Source organism: Frankia sp. KB5 (assembly GCF_002099325.1).
GTDB classification, from domain to species: Bacteria; Actinomycetota; Actinomycetes; order Frankiales; family Frankiaceae; genus Frankia; species Frankia casuarinae.
In genome coordinates this window covers 1-16,794 of record NZ_MRUJ01000067.1, presented here as the reverse complement: position 1 = coordinate 16,794, position 16,794 = coordinate 1, and the positions used below count along the sequence as shown (strand labels likewise).

General features: G+C 70.5%; 13 protein-coding genes and 1 pseudogene. 11 read left to right on the top strand and 3 right to left on the bottom strand.

What is annotated here, in order from left to right; translation table 11 throughout:
* Positions 1-328: 328 nt before the first annotated feature.
* Positions 329-1,558, bottom strand: coding sequence for a DUF349 domain-containing protein (locus tag KBI5_RS07730; RefSeq protein ID WP_241882730.1), 1,230 nt, complete (start codon positions 1,556-1,558; stop codon positions 329-331).
* A 279-nt stretch (positions 1,559-1,837) separates the two neighbouring features.
* Here KBI5_RS07730 and KBI5_RS07725 point away from each other — a divergent pair, with 279 nt between their 5' ends.
* The 5 genes from KBI5_RS07725 to KBI5_RS07705 all read left to right on the top strand — a co-directional run bounded on the left by KBI5_RS07725 (position 1,838) and on the right by KBI5_RS07705 (position 7,961).
* On the top strand, positions 1,838-2,743 hold the full coding sequence (locus KBI5_RS07725; protein ID WP_085014809.1) for a sugar ABC transporter permease: 906 nt from the start codon (positions 1,838-1,840) through the stop codon (positions 2,741-2,743).
* Positions 2,740-3,705, top strand: a complete 966-nt coding sequence (locus tag KBI5_RS07720) for a carbohydrate ABC transporter permease (RefSeq protein WP_085014806.1) — start codon at positions 2,740-2,742, stop codon at positions 3,703-3,705. Before KBI5_RS07725 ends, KBI5_RS07720 begins: the two co-directional genes overlap by 4 nt.
* 12 nt (positions 3,706-3,717) lie before the next feature.
* On the top strand, positions 3,718-5,076 hold the full coding sequence (locus KBI5_RS07715; RefSeq protein WP_085014805.1) for an extracellular solute-binding protein: 1,359 nt from the start codon (positions 3,718-3,720) through the stop codon (positions 5,074-5,076).
* A 25-nt stretch (positions 5,077-5,101) separates the two neighbouring features.
* Entirely contained in the window at positions 5,102-6,259 is a 1,158-nt protein-coding gene (locus KBI5_RS07710) for an ABC transporter ATP-binding protein (protein WP_011434928.1), read from the top strand.
* A gap of 352 nt (positions 6,260-6,611) precedes the next feature.
* Entirely contained in the window at positions 6,612-7,961 is a 1,350-nt protein-coding gene (locus KBI5_RS07705) for a transcriptional regulator (protein WP_011434929.1), read from the top strand.
* A gap of 28 nt (positions 7,962-7,989) precedes the next feature.
* Here the strand turns inward: KBI5_RS07705 and KBI5_RS07700 are convergent, their stop codons facing one another.
* On the bottom strand, positions 7,990-9,147 hold the full coding sequence (locus KBI5_RS07700; protein ID WP_085014803.1) for a folate-binding protein YgfZ: 1,158 nt from the start codon (positions 9,145-9,147) through the stop codon (positions 7,990-7,992).
* Between the two features lie 542 nt (positions 9,148-9,689).
* Between KBI5_RS07700 and KBI5_RS07695 the strand changes: the two genes are divergently transcribed.
* Positions 9,690-10,427 (top strand): phosphoglyceromutase, encoded by a 738-nt coding sequence (locus tag KBI5_RS07695; protein ID WP_085014801.1) that lies wholly within the window; start codon positions 9,690-9,692, stop codon positions 10,425-10,427.
* 217 nt (positions 10,428-10,644) lie between these two features.
* Here the strand turns inward: KBI5_RS07695 and phoU are convergent, their stop codons facing one another.
* Entirely contained in the window at positions 10,645-11,292 is a 648-nt protein-coding gene (phoU, locus tag KBI5_RS07690) for a phosphate signaling complex protein PhoU (RefSeq protein WP_011434932.1), read from the bottom strand.
* 407 nt (positions 11,293-11,699) lie between these two features.
* On the opposite strand from phoU, the gene KBI5_RS07685 reads away from it, so the two are divergent.
* The 5 genes and pseudogenes from KBI5_RS07685 to KBI5_RS07665 all read left to right on the top strand — a co-directional run.
* The gene (locus tag KBI5_RS07685; protein ID WP_241882734.1) at positions 11,700-12,899 is read left to right on the top strand and encodes an ATP-binding protein; all 1,200 of its coding nucleotides are present in this window, start codon (positions 11,700-11,702) and stop codon (positions 12,897-12,899) included.
* Positions 12,900-13,025: 126 nt separating this feature from the next.
* Complete coding sequence (locus KBI5_RS07680; RefSeq protein ID WP_116289868.1) at positions 13,026-13,697, top strand: response regulator transcription factor; 672 nt, start codon at positions 13,026-13,028, stop codon at positions 13,695-13,697.
* Entirely contained in the window at positions 13,694-14,794 is a 1,101-nt protein-coding gene (locus tag KBI5_RS07675) for a Ppx/GppA phosphatase family protein (RefSeq protein WP_347272477.1), read from the top strand. The genes KBI5_RS07680 and KBI5_RS07675 overlap by 4 nt, the downstream gene beginning before the upstream one ends.
* 187 nt (positions 14,795-14,981) lie before the next feature.
* Positions 14,982-15,992 (top strand): sugar phosphate isomerase/epimerase, encoded by a 1,011-nt coding sequence (locus KBI5_RS07670; RefSeq protein ID WP_023839825.1) that lies wholly within the window; start codon positions 14,982-14,984, stop codon positions 15,990-15,992.
* Positions 15,993-16,074: 82 nt separating this feature from the next.
* A pseudogene (locus KBI5_RS07665) lies at positions 16,075-16,518 on the top strand (class I SAM-dependent methyltransferase); the annotation flags it as partial.
* Between the last annotated feature and the right edge of the window lie 276 nt (positions 16,519-16,794).

The window sequence follows — 16,794 nt, the reverse complement described above, 5'->3', positions numbered from 1 at the left end:
CGAGGACTCCGCGGACTCCTCGGACTCCGCGGACGACCGTCCGCCGAGAGCCCGCCGTCCGTGGACGCTGCGATTCAGGGGAGGCCATGCTGCCTCGGCAAGCTCCGGTCGGCACGGAAACGAGTGCGCCGCCACAACACATCACCAACGCAGTCGACGATACGTCGGGTTGCTAACTCTGGCAAGCGGTCAGTTAGCGCTCTTTGGACGTGTCCGCCCCGAGGTGCACCACCTGGTACTCCGCGGACCTTCGCCCCTTCGACCACGGCGGATGCCGCAGTTCCCCGTTTTCGGGTCCATACGAAGCGCCCGCGCCTGCCGGCGCGGCTCAGTCGTTGTGGGACTGTCCCTCGGCTTGGGCCAGCCAGGCCCRCTGGGCGGCGAGGGCGGACTCGGTGTCGGCGATCTCCTTGGTGCGTCCGGCGGCCTGGGCCCGGGCCAGCTTCGCCTCCAATTTCGCGACGGATTCCCGCAGCTTCGTCACGAATGGTGAGGAAGCGAGGGAGCGCTGGGCCCAGCGGGCGTCGGAGGCCTCGCGCAGCTTGTCGCCGATGGCCGCCATCTGCCGCTCCAGGGAGCCCGCGACCTCCCGGGGGACCCGTCCGATCTCGTCCCAGCGGTCCTGGATCTCCCGGAGACGACGCAGCGAGCGGTCGGTATCGGCCGGATCCAACGCCGTCGCCTCGGCCAGCAGTTTCTCCTTCTTGACCTGGTTTTCGCGCAACTCGGCGTCGCGCTCGGCATTGGCCTCGTTGCGGCGGGTGAAGAAGGCGTCCTGCGCCGCACGGAAGCGGTTCCACAACGCGTCGTCGATATCCTTTGCCGCGCGACCGGCGGCCTTCCAGTCGGCGAGCAACGCCCGGTAGCGGGCGGCCGTGCCGGCCCAGTCGGTGGAGTCGGACAGCGCCTCCGCCTCGGCGATGATCGCCTCCTTCCGTTCCCTCGAACGGGCCCGCTGCGTGTCGAGGGCGGCGAAGTGCGCGGTCCGGCGGCGGGTGAACTCGTCCCGGGCCGTGGCGATGCGCCGCCACAGCGCCGAGTCGGTGCGCTTGTCCAACGAGCCGGCGGCGCGGAACTCCTCGGCGAGCGCGCGGAACCGCTCCCCGGCGGTCTTCCACTCCGAGCTGCGGCCGAGCCGTTCGGCCTCGGCGACCAGCTGCTCCTTGGCCGCGGCGATCCGGCCGGCCCGCTCGGCCCGCTCGGCAGCGAGCGCGGAGCGATGTTCCTCAGTGGCGGCGACCACGGCCTCCAGCCGCGTGCGCAGCGCATCCAGATCACCGACGACCGCGGCCTCGTCGAGGGAATCGAGCAGCCGCCGTGCGCTGCCGACGATCCCGGCCGGATCGACCCCGCTGACCGTCAGCCGCCGCTCGAGCAGCTCGACCTCGGCGGACAGATCGTCGAAGCGGCGCTCGAAGTGGGCCAGACCCTCACGGAGACTGCCGGCCCGCCATGATCCGACGGCACGTTCGCCGCTGGCCGTGCGAACGAAGACCGTGCCGTCATCGGCGACACGCCCCCAGGCGGAGGCGTGGTCGGGCTCGCTGCGGTCGCTCATGGTGTTCCCGAAGATCGACTGACGTTTCCTGTCATTCTTGCAGGCGTTGGCCGTTGAGGGGACAGCCGCCACGGATCGGTCACCACGATTCGCCGTCGACCGGGTGCGGCGCGTGGGCCGTGGGGGTCGATCCGAGTCGTTGGCGGTGCCGCCTGGGCCGTTGGCGGTGGCGCGGGGGATGTGGACGGACCGGACGGCACGTGCAGGCACCGGCTGCTCCTCCGCGGGAGCCACCCCCGTACCGGCATCCCGGCACAGGTGGGGCCAGGATGCATAWCTGTGACGCGTGAGGCGGGTGATAGCCGGGCGGGCTGGCGAGCCGGGGTGTTGTTGCTRCCGGCGTTCGTGGGACTCGGTGTTTTCGTCATCGGGCCCGCATTGGTGTCGGCGTTCATCGCGGGCACGGACAAGACCCTGACGGGACCGCGTTTCGACTGGGTCGGCACGGCGAACCTGCGTACCGCTCTCTCCGACGCGGACCTGGCCGGCGCCGTGCGCAACACGCTGCTGTACTGCGCCCTCACGGTGGTACCCGCGATCGCGATCGGGCTGGCGCTCGCGCTGGCCGCCGAACGGGTGACCCATGGCCGGGCGCTGGTGCGATGTGCGCTGTTTCTTCCGGTCAGTGCGAATATTGTGGCCATGGCGGTCGTGTTTGCCTACATGTTCGACAGCAGCCCCGACGGTCTCGCGAACACCGTCGTCGGGCTGTTCGGGGTGGCTCCGGTCGACTGGCTCGGCGACACCTCGACCGCGTTGCCGGTGGTGGCCCTCGTCGGTGGTTGGCGGCTGACGAGCTTCGTCTTCGTCGTCTATCTCGCCGGGCTGACGGCGATCCCGAGATCGGTGTACGAGGCGGCGGACGTGGACGGCATCCACGGATTCGCCCGGCTGCGTCACATCACCCTGCCGCTGCTCGCCCCGACGACGATCTTCCTGGGGATGTTCRTCACCATTCTGACCCTGCAGACCTTCGAAACGGTCGCGGTGCTCACGAAAGGTGGCCCCCTGGACTCCAGCACGACGATCATTTACTACATTTACGAGGTCGGATTCACTGGATCGTTCCGCATCGGATATGCCTCGATGATCGCCCTGATGCTGTTTGTCGTGATCGTGRCACTGGGTGCTGCTGGTGGGCTGCTCGGGCGCCGCATCCGACGCACCCGGGAGGCCGCCGCGTGAGCGTCGACACCTCCAGTCCGGCGTCCGGGCCGACGCCCCGTGGCCACGCCGTGCGGCGAGCCTCGCGTCGGYGGGCTCCGCAACCGGGATCGGCGCCGGCGCCGATCCCGGCATCGCGGCGCGGTCGCCGCCGGTCACCGACCGGACCGACGATCGGGCGTCTCGTCCTGCTCACGATCGGCATCGTCGCGGCCGTCCTGCCCTTCGTCTGGATGGTGCGGACCGCCGTTGGGCCGCGGCAGACCGCGCTGGCGCTGACGTCGAACCCGATCCCGTCCAGCATCGACCTGAGCTCGTTCGACCGCGCCTGGTACGCCGGTGATCTCGGACCTGCCCTGCTCACGGGGGTGGCGGTGAGCCTGGCGATCCTCGCGTTGCAGCTCGTGACGGCGATCCCGGYCGCCTACGCCTTCGCCTGTCTGCGCTTTCGCGGGCGTACGRCAGCCTTCGCGGTGGTGCTCGCCACCCTGCTGGTGCCGACCCAGATCACCGCCGTGCCGAACTACGTCACCATTTCCGCGCTCGGACTCGCTGACACCCGGGTCGGCCTGGTCCTGCCGTTCATGACACACGCGGCGATGATCTTCATGCTCCGGCAGTACATGAGCACCATCCCGGGGTCGGTCCTGGAAGCCGCGCGGATGGACGGGCTCGGTACCTGGCGGACGCTGTGGACGATCATCGTGCCGCTCGCCGCGCCCGCGATCGCCTCCGTATCGGTGTTCAGCTTCCTGTTGTCGTACAACGAGTACCTGTGGCCGCTGCTGGTCGCGCGGTCGCCGGACATCGCCACCCCGCCGCTGGCGCTCGCGCGCCTGATGACCGACTCCTCCTCCGTCATTCCGGACTTCACCGAGCTCGCCGCGGCCGCGCTGATCATCAGCCTGCCGTCGCTCGTCGTCTTCGTCGCCGCCCAACGCCGTCTCGCCGCCGGAATTACCGGTACGGGTGCCGGTGCCTGAGAGGAAGAACGTGTGATCCGTATTCGCCGAATGCTGCCGCTGCCCGTCGCCGCCGCGATGATCATCCTGACCGCGTGCGGCGGCGGTGGTGACGCGAGCCCGGCAGACCCCGCGGAGAGCCTGCGCCCCACGGCCCGTCCAGCCGACGCCGGCGTCGACAACGTGGCGGGCGCCAAGGCGTCGCCCGCCTGCGTGGCCCAGGTCAAGACGCTGCGGATGTCCGCCGTCGGCACGCTCAACGACGTCGCGAAATCCGGCAAGGCCTATCTGGAGAAGGCGCATCCCGGCCTCACCGTGGACCTCAACACGAGTGCGCCGGACTACACCTCCCTCGTCCAGCAGATCAGCGCCGACCGCTCGGCCGGCCGTTCCGTCGACGTGGCGGTCGCCGGCTTCGACCTGCTCCCGACCTTCGCCCGGGACCTCGGCGCCCAGGAGCTCTCCCCGCGCCTGCTGCGCGCGTCCTACGACCAACGGCTGGTCGGCCTCGGGCAGGTCGCCGGGAAGCAGATCGGCATTCCCCAGCAGGTGTCGTCTCTGGCCCTGGTCTACAACCTCGACGTGCTGCAGAAGGCCGGCGTCGATCCGGCGACGCTGGGCACGACCGACGGGGTGATCGCCGCCGCTGACAAGATCAAGGCTTCGGGTCAGAATATCCAGCCCCTCGACCTGCCGACCGGCCAGCAGTTCGGGCAGTGGATCCTCAACACCCTGGCCAGCTCCAAGGGGACGCCGATCCAGGACGCGAACGGTCGGCCCGCCCTGAACACCCCGGCGGCCCGCGAGGCCGCCGCGTTCCTCGCGAAGGCCGCGAGCTACGGCACGCACTCCGCCGATCCGACCCAGCAGGGCCTGCTGCGGTTCGGCATCCGCCGGCAGACGGCGATGACCGCCGTGACGGTGGCCTCCGTGGCCGGCGGGCTGAAGTTCATCGCGGGGCAGGGGACGAAGGGTTTCCGGGCCGGCGCGGTCCCGTTCCCGACTCTGCCCGGCGGGACCCAGCACCCGGTCGCGGGCGGCAACGCGCTGACGGTCCTGTCCACCGACCGCTRCCAGCGGGAGATGGCGACCGAACTGGTCGTGTCGCTGCTTTCGCCGGACGTCGTGGCCGCGAGCACGGAGGCGTTGAGCTACATCCCGGTGGATACTCAGGCCGTCAGCCAGCTCGGGTCGTTCTACGAGACCTATCCGCAGCTCAAGCCGTTCAACGCGCTCATCCCCTCGCTGGTGAAGGCGCCGGCTTGGAGCGGGGCCCGCGGCGGGGAGGTCCCGAGCGCGATCTCGGACCAGGTGCAGCGCATCCTTAAGGGCGAGGACCCGGTCAGGGCCCTCGCCGCGGCCCAGAGCCAGGCTGTGGAACTCACCCGTTGACCGGCGGACGCCGCGGGAGAGACCGATGACCCGGATCACGGAACCGGCCGACGGACCCGCCGTGGTGACGGCCGCCACCGCGGGGGTGCCGATCGAGATCGACGGGCTGGGCCGGTCGTTCGGCCCGGTCCATGCGCTGCGCGACGTCACGCTGACGGTTGCGCCGGGGGAGATCGTCGCGCTGCTCGGACCGTCCGGCTCGGGCAAGTCGACGCTGCTGCGGATCTGCGCCGGGCTCGAGGAGCCGACGTCGGGTGATCTGCGTTTCGGCGCGGTCAGCCAGCTTGGCGTCGCACCCCACCGCCGGGACGTGTCCATGGTCTTCCAGCATTTCGCGCTCTACCCGCATCTGACGGCGCTGGAGAACCTCACTCTGGCGTTGCGTCACGGCCGCGGCCTGCCGAAGGCCGCGGCGGTGGCCCGGGCCCGTGAGACGCTGGACATGCTCGGCATCGGTGAGCTGGCAGCTCGCCGGCCCGCGAAGATGTCCGGGGGCCAGCGCCAGCGGGTCGCGATCGGCCGGGCACTCGCGACCCGGGCCCGGGTGATCCTGTTGGACGAGCCGATGTCGGGGCTCGACGCCCAGCTCCGGGTCGATCTGCGGGTCGAGATCGTGGGCCTGCTGCGCCGGCTCGGCACCACCGCCCTGTTCGTCACGCACGACCAGGCCGAGGCGATGGCGGTCGGTGACCGGGTCGCGGTGCTCAGCGGCGGCCGGCTGCAGCAGATCGGGACGCCCGACGAGATCTACGACCGGCCCGCCACGCGCTTCGTCGCGGCGTTCATCGGCAGCCCGCCGATGAACGTCCGGGAGGGACGCTGGCATGACGGCCAACTGCACGGGGACGGATTCGCCCTGCCCGCCCCCGCCGGCGCGACGGCATTCGGAGTCCGGCCCGAGCACCTGGTCCTGGTGGCGGCGGCTTCCACTGGATCGGGATCGGTACCGGCGGACGCCGTGGTGGCGCCGGTGGCGCTGGCGTCGGACGCGCTGCGGGTAACCGGTGAGGTCGTGGTGAGCGAGCGGCTCGGGGCGGAGCGGACGGTGTACGTCCGGACCTCCGCCGGGGTGCTCGCCGTCAGGGTCGACGCCGCTGAGGTGCCCGGCGTGGGCATGCGGGTCACCCTGCGCGCACCGCTGTCCACCCTGACCTTCTTCGACGCCGCCGGCGCCCGGATCTGACGCGGCGCGGCCTCGATCCGCCGCAGCCGTCCCCCCTCCCACCCCGCGCGTCCAGTCGGATCGGCGCCGCGTGAATCGCGGAGGGGCCCTCCCCGTGGGCCTGTCCCCGGCTGCCCGACTCGGGAGAATTTCTGACCGGTCGACGTGGTCGCATTCGGTCAAAAAAATATAACACGCTTTTTTCGGACGCTCGGCGGACATGCGTGCAATCAGGGCCCGCCAGTGGTCCGGGAGTGACCTCTGTGCACGCATCGCACCGGAGTCGTCTCTTGGAGCACCAAGATGTCGCGACATAGCGTTAGTAGGTACTCACGGAAGTGCCCCTGGAGATGCGACTGCGAGGAGATCGTCGATGCTGACGGATAACGCTCATGCCTGCACTCATCCGCTTGCGTTCATCCGAGCCCAGCGCGGGTGGTCCTACCAGCGTCTGGCGCGGGTCGTGGCCCGCCGCGCACGTGACCTCGGGGTGGCGAACATGGCCGCCGAGCGGCAGAAGGTCTGGCGCTGGGAGCACCGTGGGGTCGTGCCCGACCGGGTGTCCCAGCTCGCGCTCGCCGCGGAGCTCGGCGTGCCCAACGATCGCCTGGAGTCGCACCCCTGGCCCGCGTGGCTACCGACCGGCGACGCGGTGCGCACCGAGTACCCGTGGACGCCGGGTGGCAGCATAACCTCGATCATGGACGTCGTCGAGGACGCGCTCTCCGACCGCCGCGGCTTCCTGACGATCACTGGGACCGGGGTGGCGGAACTCGCGACGCAGTGGCTCGGCATGGAACCGGCCCGGCTGGCGGCGGCCCTGAACGGGGGACGGGTCGACGACCAGATCGTGAACCGGATCGAGCACAACATCCCCGGGCTACGGGTCATGGATGAGCGGCTCGGTGGGGAGAGCGTGCGCCGGCTGGTCGACGCCGAGCTCGGCGTGGTGGCGGACCTGCTGGCGCGCGGATCCTATACCGAGCACGTGGGCCGTCACCTGCATCTGGTGGCCGCGGAGCTCGCCCGGTTCGCGGGATGGGTCTCGTTCGACGCCGGCTTCCAGACAGCCGCCCAGCGGTACTGGATCACCGCGCTGCATGCCGCGCACGCCGGCGGGGACCGCATGCTCGGTGCGAACGTGCTGAAGAACATGTCCCTGCAATGCGTGGACTTCGCCCGCCCGCGGGAGGCGGTGGATCTGGCCGAGGCCGCCGTGGCCAGCGCCGGGGGGGCGTCCGGTCGCGTCGGCGCCATGCTGCACATGCGGCGGGCCCGTGCCCATGCCGCGCTCGGGGAGGCCAGCGCCTGCGCGCAGGCGCTGGCCTGCTCGGAGGAAGCGATGGTCACCGCGCGGCCTGAGGAGCCCGCCTGGTCGTCCTACTTCGACGAGGCCGAGTACCAGGCGCAGATCGGCAGCTGCTACATCGATCTCGGTCACCTCGCGCAGGCGGACCGGTGGCTGGAACGCTCCCTGGCGATCCAGCCAGACTCCCGGGCCCGGGACCGGGCCACCTACCTGCTTCGGTGGGCCGCGGTCCAGATGGATCTCGGTAACGTCGATCACGGGTGCGAGCTGACCCGCCAGGCCCTGCCGATGCTGGCGGCGACGCGATCCAAGCGCAACGCCCGCCGGGCCGACGAGCTGCGCCGCCGGCTGCGGCGGCACGGCACCGACCCGGCGGTGCGGGAACTCGATCAGATCCTCGCCCGGACTGTCTGAGCCGGCCGGAACCCGAGCCGGCCGGGAATCAGGAACGCAGCCGCCCGGCGGGACGCTTCGGCGCCGTCGTGGCTGGCTCGTCGTCCGGATCGATCGCGGCGGCCAGCGGCGCGCCGTCGGGATCGGCGACGACGAGGGAGGCATCCGTCGGCACGGACCGCTTGATCACCGCCAGGGCGATGGGGCCGAGTTCCTCGTGGACCTCGGAGCTGCCGACAAACCCGACCTCGCGCCCGCCGACCGTGACGGTGGAACGGGGCGCCGCCACCGTGCCGTCGAGATGCAGCAGCACCAGCCGCCGCGGCGGGCGACCGAGGTTGTGCACCCGGGCGACGGTTTCCTGCCCGCGGTAGCAGCCCTTGTCCAGGTGCACGGCGCTCGCCAGCCACCCCACCTCGTGCGGAATGGTGCGATGGTCGGTCTCCCGGCCGAGCCGGGGCCGTCGGGAGGCGATGCGCATGGCGTCGAAGGCGGACAGCCCGGCCAGACCCGCCCCGGCGGCGCRCAGCCGCTCGACGGTGCCGGTCAGGTCGGCCCGGCCGACGAGGAGGTCGACGCCGTGGGGCATCCGCCGGACCAGCGTGCCCGTCCCGGTACGGCCGACCGGGTAGGGACCGGTGATCGGCGCCCCGACCGGGCCGGGTGCCTGTGGTTCGGGCAGGCCCGGGCCGGGCGCGCCGTCACCCGGCCCGCCCAGTGCCGCGGCCGCGACCTGCGCGGCCCTTGGCCCGAGCACGCTGAGCACCGCCGTCACCGCGCCGAGGTCCGCCGGCTCCACTCGGAGCATGAAGCGCATCGACTCCAGGTAGCGCAGCAGGATGCCGCCGGTGCCGGGCTCGACGTCCACCCAGGTGGACGTGCCGTCGTCGGCGAGGACGAGATGGTGTTCGACGTGGCCGTGCGGGGAGAGCACCAGCGCCTCGGTGCCCCGCAGCGCGCCCAGCGCGGACAGATGCTGAGAGGTGACGCTGTGCAGCCAGGAGAGCCGGTCGGGGCCGGAGACGCGCAGCACGTCCCGATGTGATCTGTCGACGACGGCGGCACCGCCGCGCACCGCGCGCTGTTCCCGTAGCGGATCGCCGTAGTGGGCGGCGACCGCGTCGTCTTCGGCAGTGCCGGCCACCGCACCCGGCAGACCGAGCAACGGGGAGAGCGAGGCGGGCGTCGTGAGGGACCCTGCGGTCATGGGACTCAGTCTAGGTCCCCGTGGCGTGCCTCGGCCGGGTCCGCGCACGGTTCGGCTGTGGCCCCGGGCCCGCGCGGGTGGCCTGGCTGTTCCGACCGGCCGGTGTCAGGAGCGTCCCATCAACGCGCGCGGAAAAGCCGTTGCGATGCGCCCCTGGGTCCGCGTAGCGTCACGGGTACACGAGAAGGGAGGTGGTCCAGGCTTTGTATGCTCATAGGACTCGTGAGGTGGCTGTCCGCTAGCCGGTCTCGTGGTCCTCACCTCTAGCCGGGTGGCCCATGGGCACCGGCACCGGCGAGAACCAGGCAGACACCCGACCCCCGGGCGCCGTCGCAAGTCCCGACGGCCCGCCTCCGCTTCGCGCGGCGGCGGAGCGCCCGGGGGTCGTTCAGTTCCGGATGAATTCCTGTCGTGCCGCCGGATTCCTGTCCTGCCGCCGGGTGACAACCGGTCGCCGGCACGACCGGCCCCGAGCCGGGGAGTCACAGGCAACAACCGGCAATGCTGGCCGAGCGGGCCGCCGAGCGGGCAGGATCTCGGGTATGCCGACGCTCGTCCTGCTCCGCCACGGTGAGAGCATTTGGAACCGCGAAAACCTGTTCACCGRCTGGGTGGACGTTGATCTTTCCGAGAAGGGTGCCAAGGAGGCCACTCGCGGGGGTGAGCTGCTGCGGGAGTCCGGCGTCCTGCCGGACGTGGTGCACACGTCCCTGCTGACCAGGGCGATCCGCACCGCCTGGCTGGCGCTGGATGCCGCCGGGCGCACCTGGGTTCCGGTTCGCCGCACCTGGCGGCTCAACGAGCGGCACTACGGCGGCCTGCAGGGCCTGAACAAGGCGGAGACGCTGGAGAAGTTCGGCGCGGAGCAGTTCCAGCTCTGGCGTCGCTCCTATGACACGCCGCCGCCGGAGATCGGTCCGGAGCAGGTCAGCGGGGTGGACGAGCGCTATGACGACCYTGCCCCCGACGTCATCCCGCGGACCGAGTGCCTCGCCGACGTCGTTGCCCGGATGCTGCCCTACTGGTACGACGCGATCGTGCCGGACCTGCGGACCGGCCGTACCGTCCTGGTGGCGGCGCATGGCAACTCGCTGCGCGCCCTGGTGAAGCATCTCGATCACATCAGCGACACCGACATCGCCGGGCTCAACATCCCCACCGGCATCCCGCTGCGCTACGAGCTGGACGACCAGCTGGGTGTGGTGAGCTCGGGGTACCTCGACCCCGACGCCGCGGCGCTCGCCGCGGCCGCCGTCGCCGCGCAGGGCACCAAGAAGTAGTCAGAAAAGCAATCAAGAAGATAGTCGAGGCTAAAAATAGTCGGGACTATAATCATATAGTCCCGACTGAGTCATATAGTCCCGACCGGCCCGTGCCATCATCGCGGGCCATCACGGGCAGCCGCCGTAGCGCCGGCGGGATGCACGCGGGGAACCGTCGGGCCGTGCGTGGGGGCCACGCCCGCGCGAGACCGGGGGCGGATCTCCCCGGGTGCCCTCACGCGCCGCTGGAATCCCCGGTGACCAGGTAGAGCACCCGGCGGGCGACCGAGACCGCATGGTCGGCGTACCGCTCGTAGTAGCGGCCGCAGAGAGTGATGTCGATCGCCGCCTCCATCCCGTGCGGCCAGGGCTTCTCGATCAGTATGTGGAACAGGGCGCGGTGCAGCCCGTCCATCGCGTCGTCGTCGGCCTCCAGCTGCTTGGCGAGGTCGGTGTCCCGGCTGGCGATCACCGATCCGGCCTTCGCGACGATGCGCTGCGCGACCTGCCCCATCTCCAGCAGGGTCGCCCGGAGCTCCGGCGGGACCGCCCGGCCCGGGTAGCGCCGGCGGGCGACCTTCGCCACGTGCAGGGCGAGGTCGCCCATCCGCTCCAGGTCGGCGACGATCCGCAGCGTGGCCACCATCATCCTCAGATCGGTGGCGACCGGGGCCTGGCGGGCCATCACGTCGAAGGCCCGCTCCTCGATCTCGTTGCGCAGCAGGTCGACCGTCTCGTCTCCGCTGATGACGTTCTCGGCGAGTTGGAGATCGGCGTCGAGGAGAGCGGTGGTGGCCCGGGCCATGGCCGAGGCGACCAGGTTGGTCATCTCGATCAGGGACCGGTTGATGCTGTCGAGTTCGTCGGTGAAGGCGTCCCGCACGGACGGCTCCTTCTCATTCGGTGGGGGATCGARGGGTCAGAGATCCTGAGGGATTGATTCGATCATGGTGCTTCTGGGTACTTGCGTCGCTCCGGTTCTGACGATGATGCGGACCTCTCGCTCTCTGGTGAACATTGACGATGGGTCTGATGAACAGCTAGCGACGATCGGCGGTGGAGGCTTGYAGAGCAATACCTAGGTGGCATGCGGACACCTAGCATGCGGCGAGTGGGTGACAGGTCGGCGGATGCCATGACAACCGGTACACACCGCATCCGCGGCTCGTGCAGGTCGGCAGGCCGTACAGGGTGAGCGGACGATGGTGGACGATGACAGCGGTGCCTGGAACAGCCGGTTCGACGACTGACCTGACTACTGGTTCGGCGTCCGGCGGGGACACCGGCGGCATGACCTTGCCGGCAAGGCTCGTGCGTCGGGTGATCGCCGGCCTGCCGACCGGTCTGCTCGTCCTCGACGCCGCGGACCGGGTGGTCCTGGTGAACATGGTCGCGCGACGTATGGGTGTGGTCGCCGCCGACGAGATCGCGGTGGCGGAGCTGGCCGATCTCGTCCGGGCCACCCGGCTCGCGGGCAGTGACCAGGAGCGGCAGCTTGAGCTGCCGCCCGTCCCCGAGCCCCCCCTCACCCGTCCCCGACCGGACCAGGAGGGGCTGGCGGTGCGTGCCCGGGCCCGGCTGCTGGACTCGTCCGGTCATGTCGCCGTCATCGTGGATGACATTACCGAGTCGCGTCGGGTCGAGGCCGTCCGTCGGGACTTCGTGGCGAACATCAGCCACGAGCTCAAGACGCCGGTCGGTGCGTTGCACGTCCTCGCCGAAGCGGTCGCCGCGGYCTGCGAGGACCCGGTGGCAGTCCGCCGGTTCGCCTCCCGGATGACCCACGAATCGACCCGGCTCGCCCGTCTTGTTCAGGAGATCATCGATCTCTCCCGGCTGCAGGGCGCCGATCCGCTGCCCAACCTGCGGCCGATGCGGGCGTCCGCGGTGCTCACCGAGGCGGTCGACCGCACCCGGCTGGCAGCGCAGGCCCAGGCGATCTCGGTTGCGGTGATCGGCGACGGTGACCTGCCGGTGTGTGGGGATGAGGGCCAGCTCGTGACCGCCGTCGCGAACCTGCTCGACAATGCGATCAGCTACTCGCCGCGTGGCACCCGGGTTGTGCTCGGGGTTCGGCGCAGCGGTGAGACCGTGGAGATCTCCGTCGCCGACGAGGGCATCGGGATCGCGGAGAAGGACCTGGAACGGGTCTTCGAACGCTTCTATCGGGCGGATCCGGCGCGATCCCGCGCGACCGGTGGGACCGGCCTGGGGCTCGCCATCGTCAAGCACATCGCGACCAATCACGGCGGCGTGGTCTCTGTGTGGAGCGCCGAGGGCGCGGGTTCCACCTTCACGCTCCGGTTGCCGCTGTTCACCGGCGACGATGACGATGCGATGACGGACGGCTCGGACGAAACCCGCGAGGATGACGGGGTGGATGGCTTCGACGTCGTCGGGGCCGATGCCGACGCCCGCGGTCGGGGCGATGGTGAACATCATGGCGATGGTGAACATCATGGCGATGATGAACTCGGTGGCGGTTCGTGAACGGTGAACGGTATCGGTCATGACCGGTAGACGCGGCGGGTCCACCCGTCCCATCGACGGTAACAGGAAGCGGTCCGGGTCGGCCGGTCCGTCCAACGTAACAAGGGGAGCGAACAGGTGACCCGGCTGCTCGTGGTCGAGGACGAGGAGTCCTTCTCCGACGCGTTGTCGTTCATGTTGGAACGGGAGGGCTTCGAGGTGGGGGTCGTCGCCGACGGCCCCAGCGCGTTGGCCGAGTTCGATCGGCGGGGGGCTGATCTTGTCCTGCTGGACCTCATGCTGCCGGGGCTGTCGGGCACGGAAGTGTGCCGAACCTTGCGAACCCGTTCCACTGTGCCGATCATCATGCTGACCGCTCGGGACAGCGAGATCGACAAGGTGYTCGGGCTGGAACTCGGAGCGGACGACTACGTCACGAAGCCGTTCTCCGCCCGGGAGCTGGTGGCGCGGATCCGCGCGGTGCTGCGGCGGCGGTCGGAGAACGAGGAGGTAGGGGACGCGACGTTGGAGGCCGGCCCGGTCCGGATGGACGTTGAGCGCCATGTCGTCACCGTCGACGGGACCACGGTCACCCTGCCGCTCAAGGAGTTCGAGCTGTTGGAGATGTTCCTGCGCAACGCGGGCCGGGTGCTGACCCGGGGCCAACTGATCGACCGGGTCTGGGGGTCGGACTACGTCGGCGACACCAAGACCCTGGATGTCCACGTCAAACGACTGCGGACAAAGATTGAGCACGAACCCGGCAACCCGCGGCACCTGGTGACCGTCCGGGGACTGGGATACAAGTTCGAGCCGTGACCCCGGCGGTCGCGGCCGGAGGGAACGGTGAAGAGGTGCTCGGTGGCGTGCGTCCGGGTGCGTGGTTTCCGAAGATCGTGGCGCAGCCCGACGCCGCCGTCGCCCCGGGACGGCAGGCGGCCGTGGTGAGTCCGCTCCCGGCGGGTCCACATCCCGGTCCAATGCGTCTCGGTGTGATCGACATCGGCTCGAACACCGTCCACCTGCTTGTCGTGGACGCGCACCGGGGCGGCCAGCCGCAGCCGGCCGCCAGCGTGCGCGTGCCGTTGCGGCTGGTGGAACTGCTCGACGCGGACGGGGCGCTGGACGCCGCTGGAGAGCGCGCCCTGACCTCCTGCGTCCTGGACATGCGCCAGCAGGCCGACGCGCTCGGGGTCCACGATCTGGCGGCCTTCGCCACGTCGGCGTTGCGGGACGCCACCAACGGAGAGGCGGTCCTGCGCCGGGTGGGCGAGGCCACCGGGGTCTCCATCGGCGTCCTGCCCGGGGAGGAGGAGGCCAGGTTGACCTTCCTCGCCGTCCGCCGGTGGTTCGGCTGGAGCGCCGGCCGGTTGCTGGCGTTGGACATCGGCGGTGGTTCCCTGGAGATCGGCGCCGGCATGCACGAGGACCCCGAGGTGGTCGCATCCCTGCCACTTGGCGCGARCCGGCTGACCCGGGACTGGCTGGCCCCGAGCGACCCGCCCAAGCGGTCCGAGCTCAGCGAGCTGCGCCGTTACGTCCGGTCCCAGATCGCGCCGATCGTGGGCACCATCTATCCCCTGGGGGAGCACACGAGGGCGGTGGCGACGTCGAAGACCTTCCGGTCGCTGGCTCGGATCGCCGGTGCGGAGTCCTACAGCCGCGGTCCCTACACCCGCAGGGTGCTGCGCCGGGACGACCTCGTGGAGGTGACGGCCAAGGTGTGCCGGATGTCGGTCGAGGAGCGCGCGGCGCTGCCGGGCGTCTCCGCCTCCCGGGCGGCCCAGTTGGTCGCGGGGGCGGTCGTCGCGGACGAGGCTCTCGATCTGTTCGCCATCGACGAGGTGGAGATTTGCCCCTGGGCCCTGCGTGAAGGGGTGATCCTGCGCCGACTGGACTGGCTCACCTCATCCTGACGCCGGAGCGATGAACTCCCTTCACCTAGCAGAGGGTGAGATGAACCTTGCAGAAAGTGTTCTTGATGCGCGTAATTGCCCGATGTGGCCGTTGTCACGGGCGATATGAAGGTTCCGACCGTCATCCCGCGGATGTCTGTGCGGGCGGGGCCGCGGAGATGGCCTAGCCTGGGAGATGAGGTCGGTCGTGACGGCCAACCCCCGGCTCGCGCGGCAGGGAGACGGATTGCAGGCATGGCGTGACGACGCGCGGTCGGTGTCGCCGACCGCGATGGCTCCCGCCCCGATCTCGTCCGGTGGGGTCGCGGGCGGTTCGGGGCCCGGTGGTGGCGGTAGCTCCTCGCTCATTGTCCCGCGCGGAGCGCCCGAGCTGGCCACGACCGCTCCGGGTGCCCGCGTGGCGCTCTCAACGGCCTCGACCTATCCCGAGTCCACCGCCTCGGCCTTCGAGATGGCGGCGCGGCTGGGGTATGACGGGGTCGAGATCATGGTCTGGACCGATCCGGTTAGCCAGGATCCGCAGGCGCTGAAGCGGCTGATGGACTATCACGGCATCCCGATTCTGGCCATTCATGCGCCGTGCCTGCTGCTCACCCAGCGGGTCTGGGGTACGGATCCATGGGCGAAGCTGGTGCGGGCCCGTACCGTAGCCGAGACGCTCGGCGCGTCGACGGTCGTCGTCCACCCGCCGTTTCGCTGGCAGCGAGACTATGCCCGCGAGTTCGTGACGGGCATCGAGCGGATGGCCGGCGAGACCGACATCCGCTTCGCGGTGGAGAACATGTTCCCGCTGCGGGCGCGGGGGCGGGAGGTCTCCGCCTATGCCCCGGACTGGTCCCCGGTCGAAGACGACTACGCGCATGTCACCCTCGACCTGTCGCACACGAGTGTGTCCCGCTCGGACCCGCTCGAGATGGCCGAGCTTCTCGGCGAGCGGCTGGTCCACGTGCACATGGCCGATGGTCTGGGCTCGGCCAAGGACGAACATCTCGTCCCCGGTCGTGGCACGCAGCCCTGTGCGGAGCTGCTTGAACTGCTGGCCGCCGGCGGTTTCGACGGCACCGTGGTGGTCGAGATCAATACCAGGCGGGCCGAGTCGCGTGCCCAGCGCGAGGCCGAGCTCGCCGAGGCGCTGGCGTTCACCCGTCTGCACTTCGCCGCACCGTCCGCCGCAGGACTCCGATCCACCTACGGCTGATCCACCTACGGCTGATCCGCATCCGGGTCCACCGCCGGCTGACCCACCTCCGGGGCTGACACCGTTCCCGTGGCTCGCCGCCATGGTCGAGTGCCACCATGACGCAGTGTCCATCCCTTCTGGTCGTACTCCCACCGGCTCGCTGTTCGACCCGTTGGCGGATGCCTACGCCGCGGCCAGGCCGAGCTATCCCGACCACATCTTCCGTGACGTCGAGCGGTTCCTCGGGCGGCCGCTGCGCGGCGCGGACGTGCTTGACGTCGGCGCCGGGACCGGCATCGCCACGCGTCTGCTGATCGGCCGGGGCGCGCGGGTGGTACCGGTGGAACCCGGGCCGACCATGCTGGCGCGGTTGCGCCAGCGCAGCCCCGGACTGCCCGCGGTGCGCGGGGACGGGGAGGCGTTGCCCTTCCGGGACCAGGTCGTCGACCTGGTCTGCTATGCCCAGGCATGGCACTGGGTACAGGTACTGACCGCCGCGGCCGAGGCCGCCCGCGTGCTGCGGCCCGGCGGAGCCCTCGCCGTGTCAGGGCTCCGTCAAAGTCTGTTTTGGCTGGTCAGGGCGATGATCTGGAGGACGAGCCCAGGGTCTCTGATGGTGGCTCGGYGGGCCTGTCTGATGTTCTTGTAGCCTRCCAGGCGTAGTGCGCTGATCGTGGTATCGCGGGYGATGGCCCAGTTCAGGGCGGCGTTCTTGGTGYGGATGGTGTGGCGGTCCTCGTCCATGGTCCGGTCGCGGACATGGTGAATGGCCTCGACCGTCCAGTGGCCACGAGCCCACCGGGCCAGCTGCGCGGGGCTG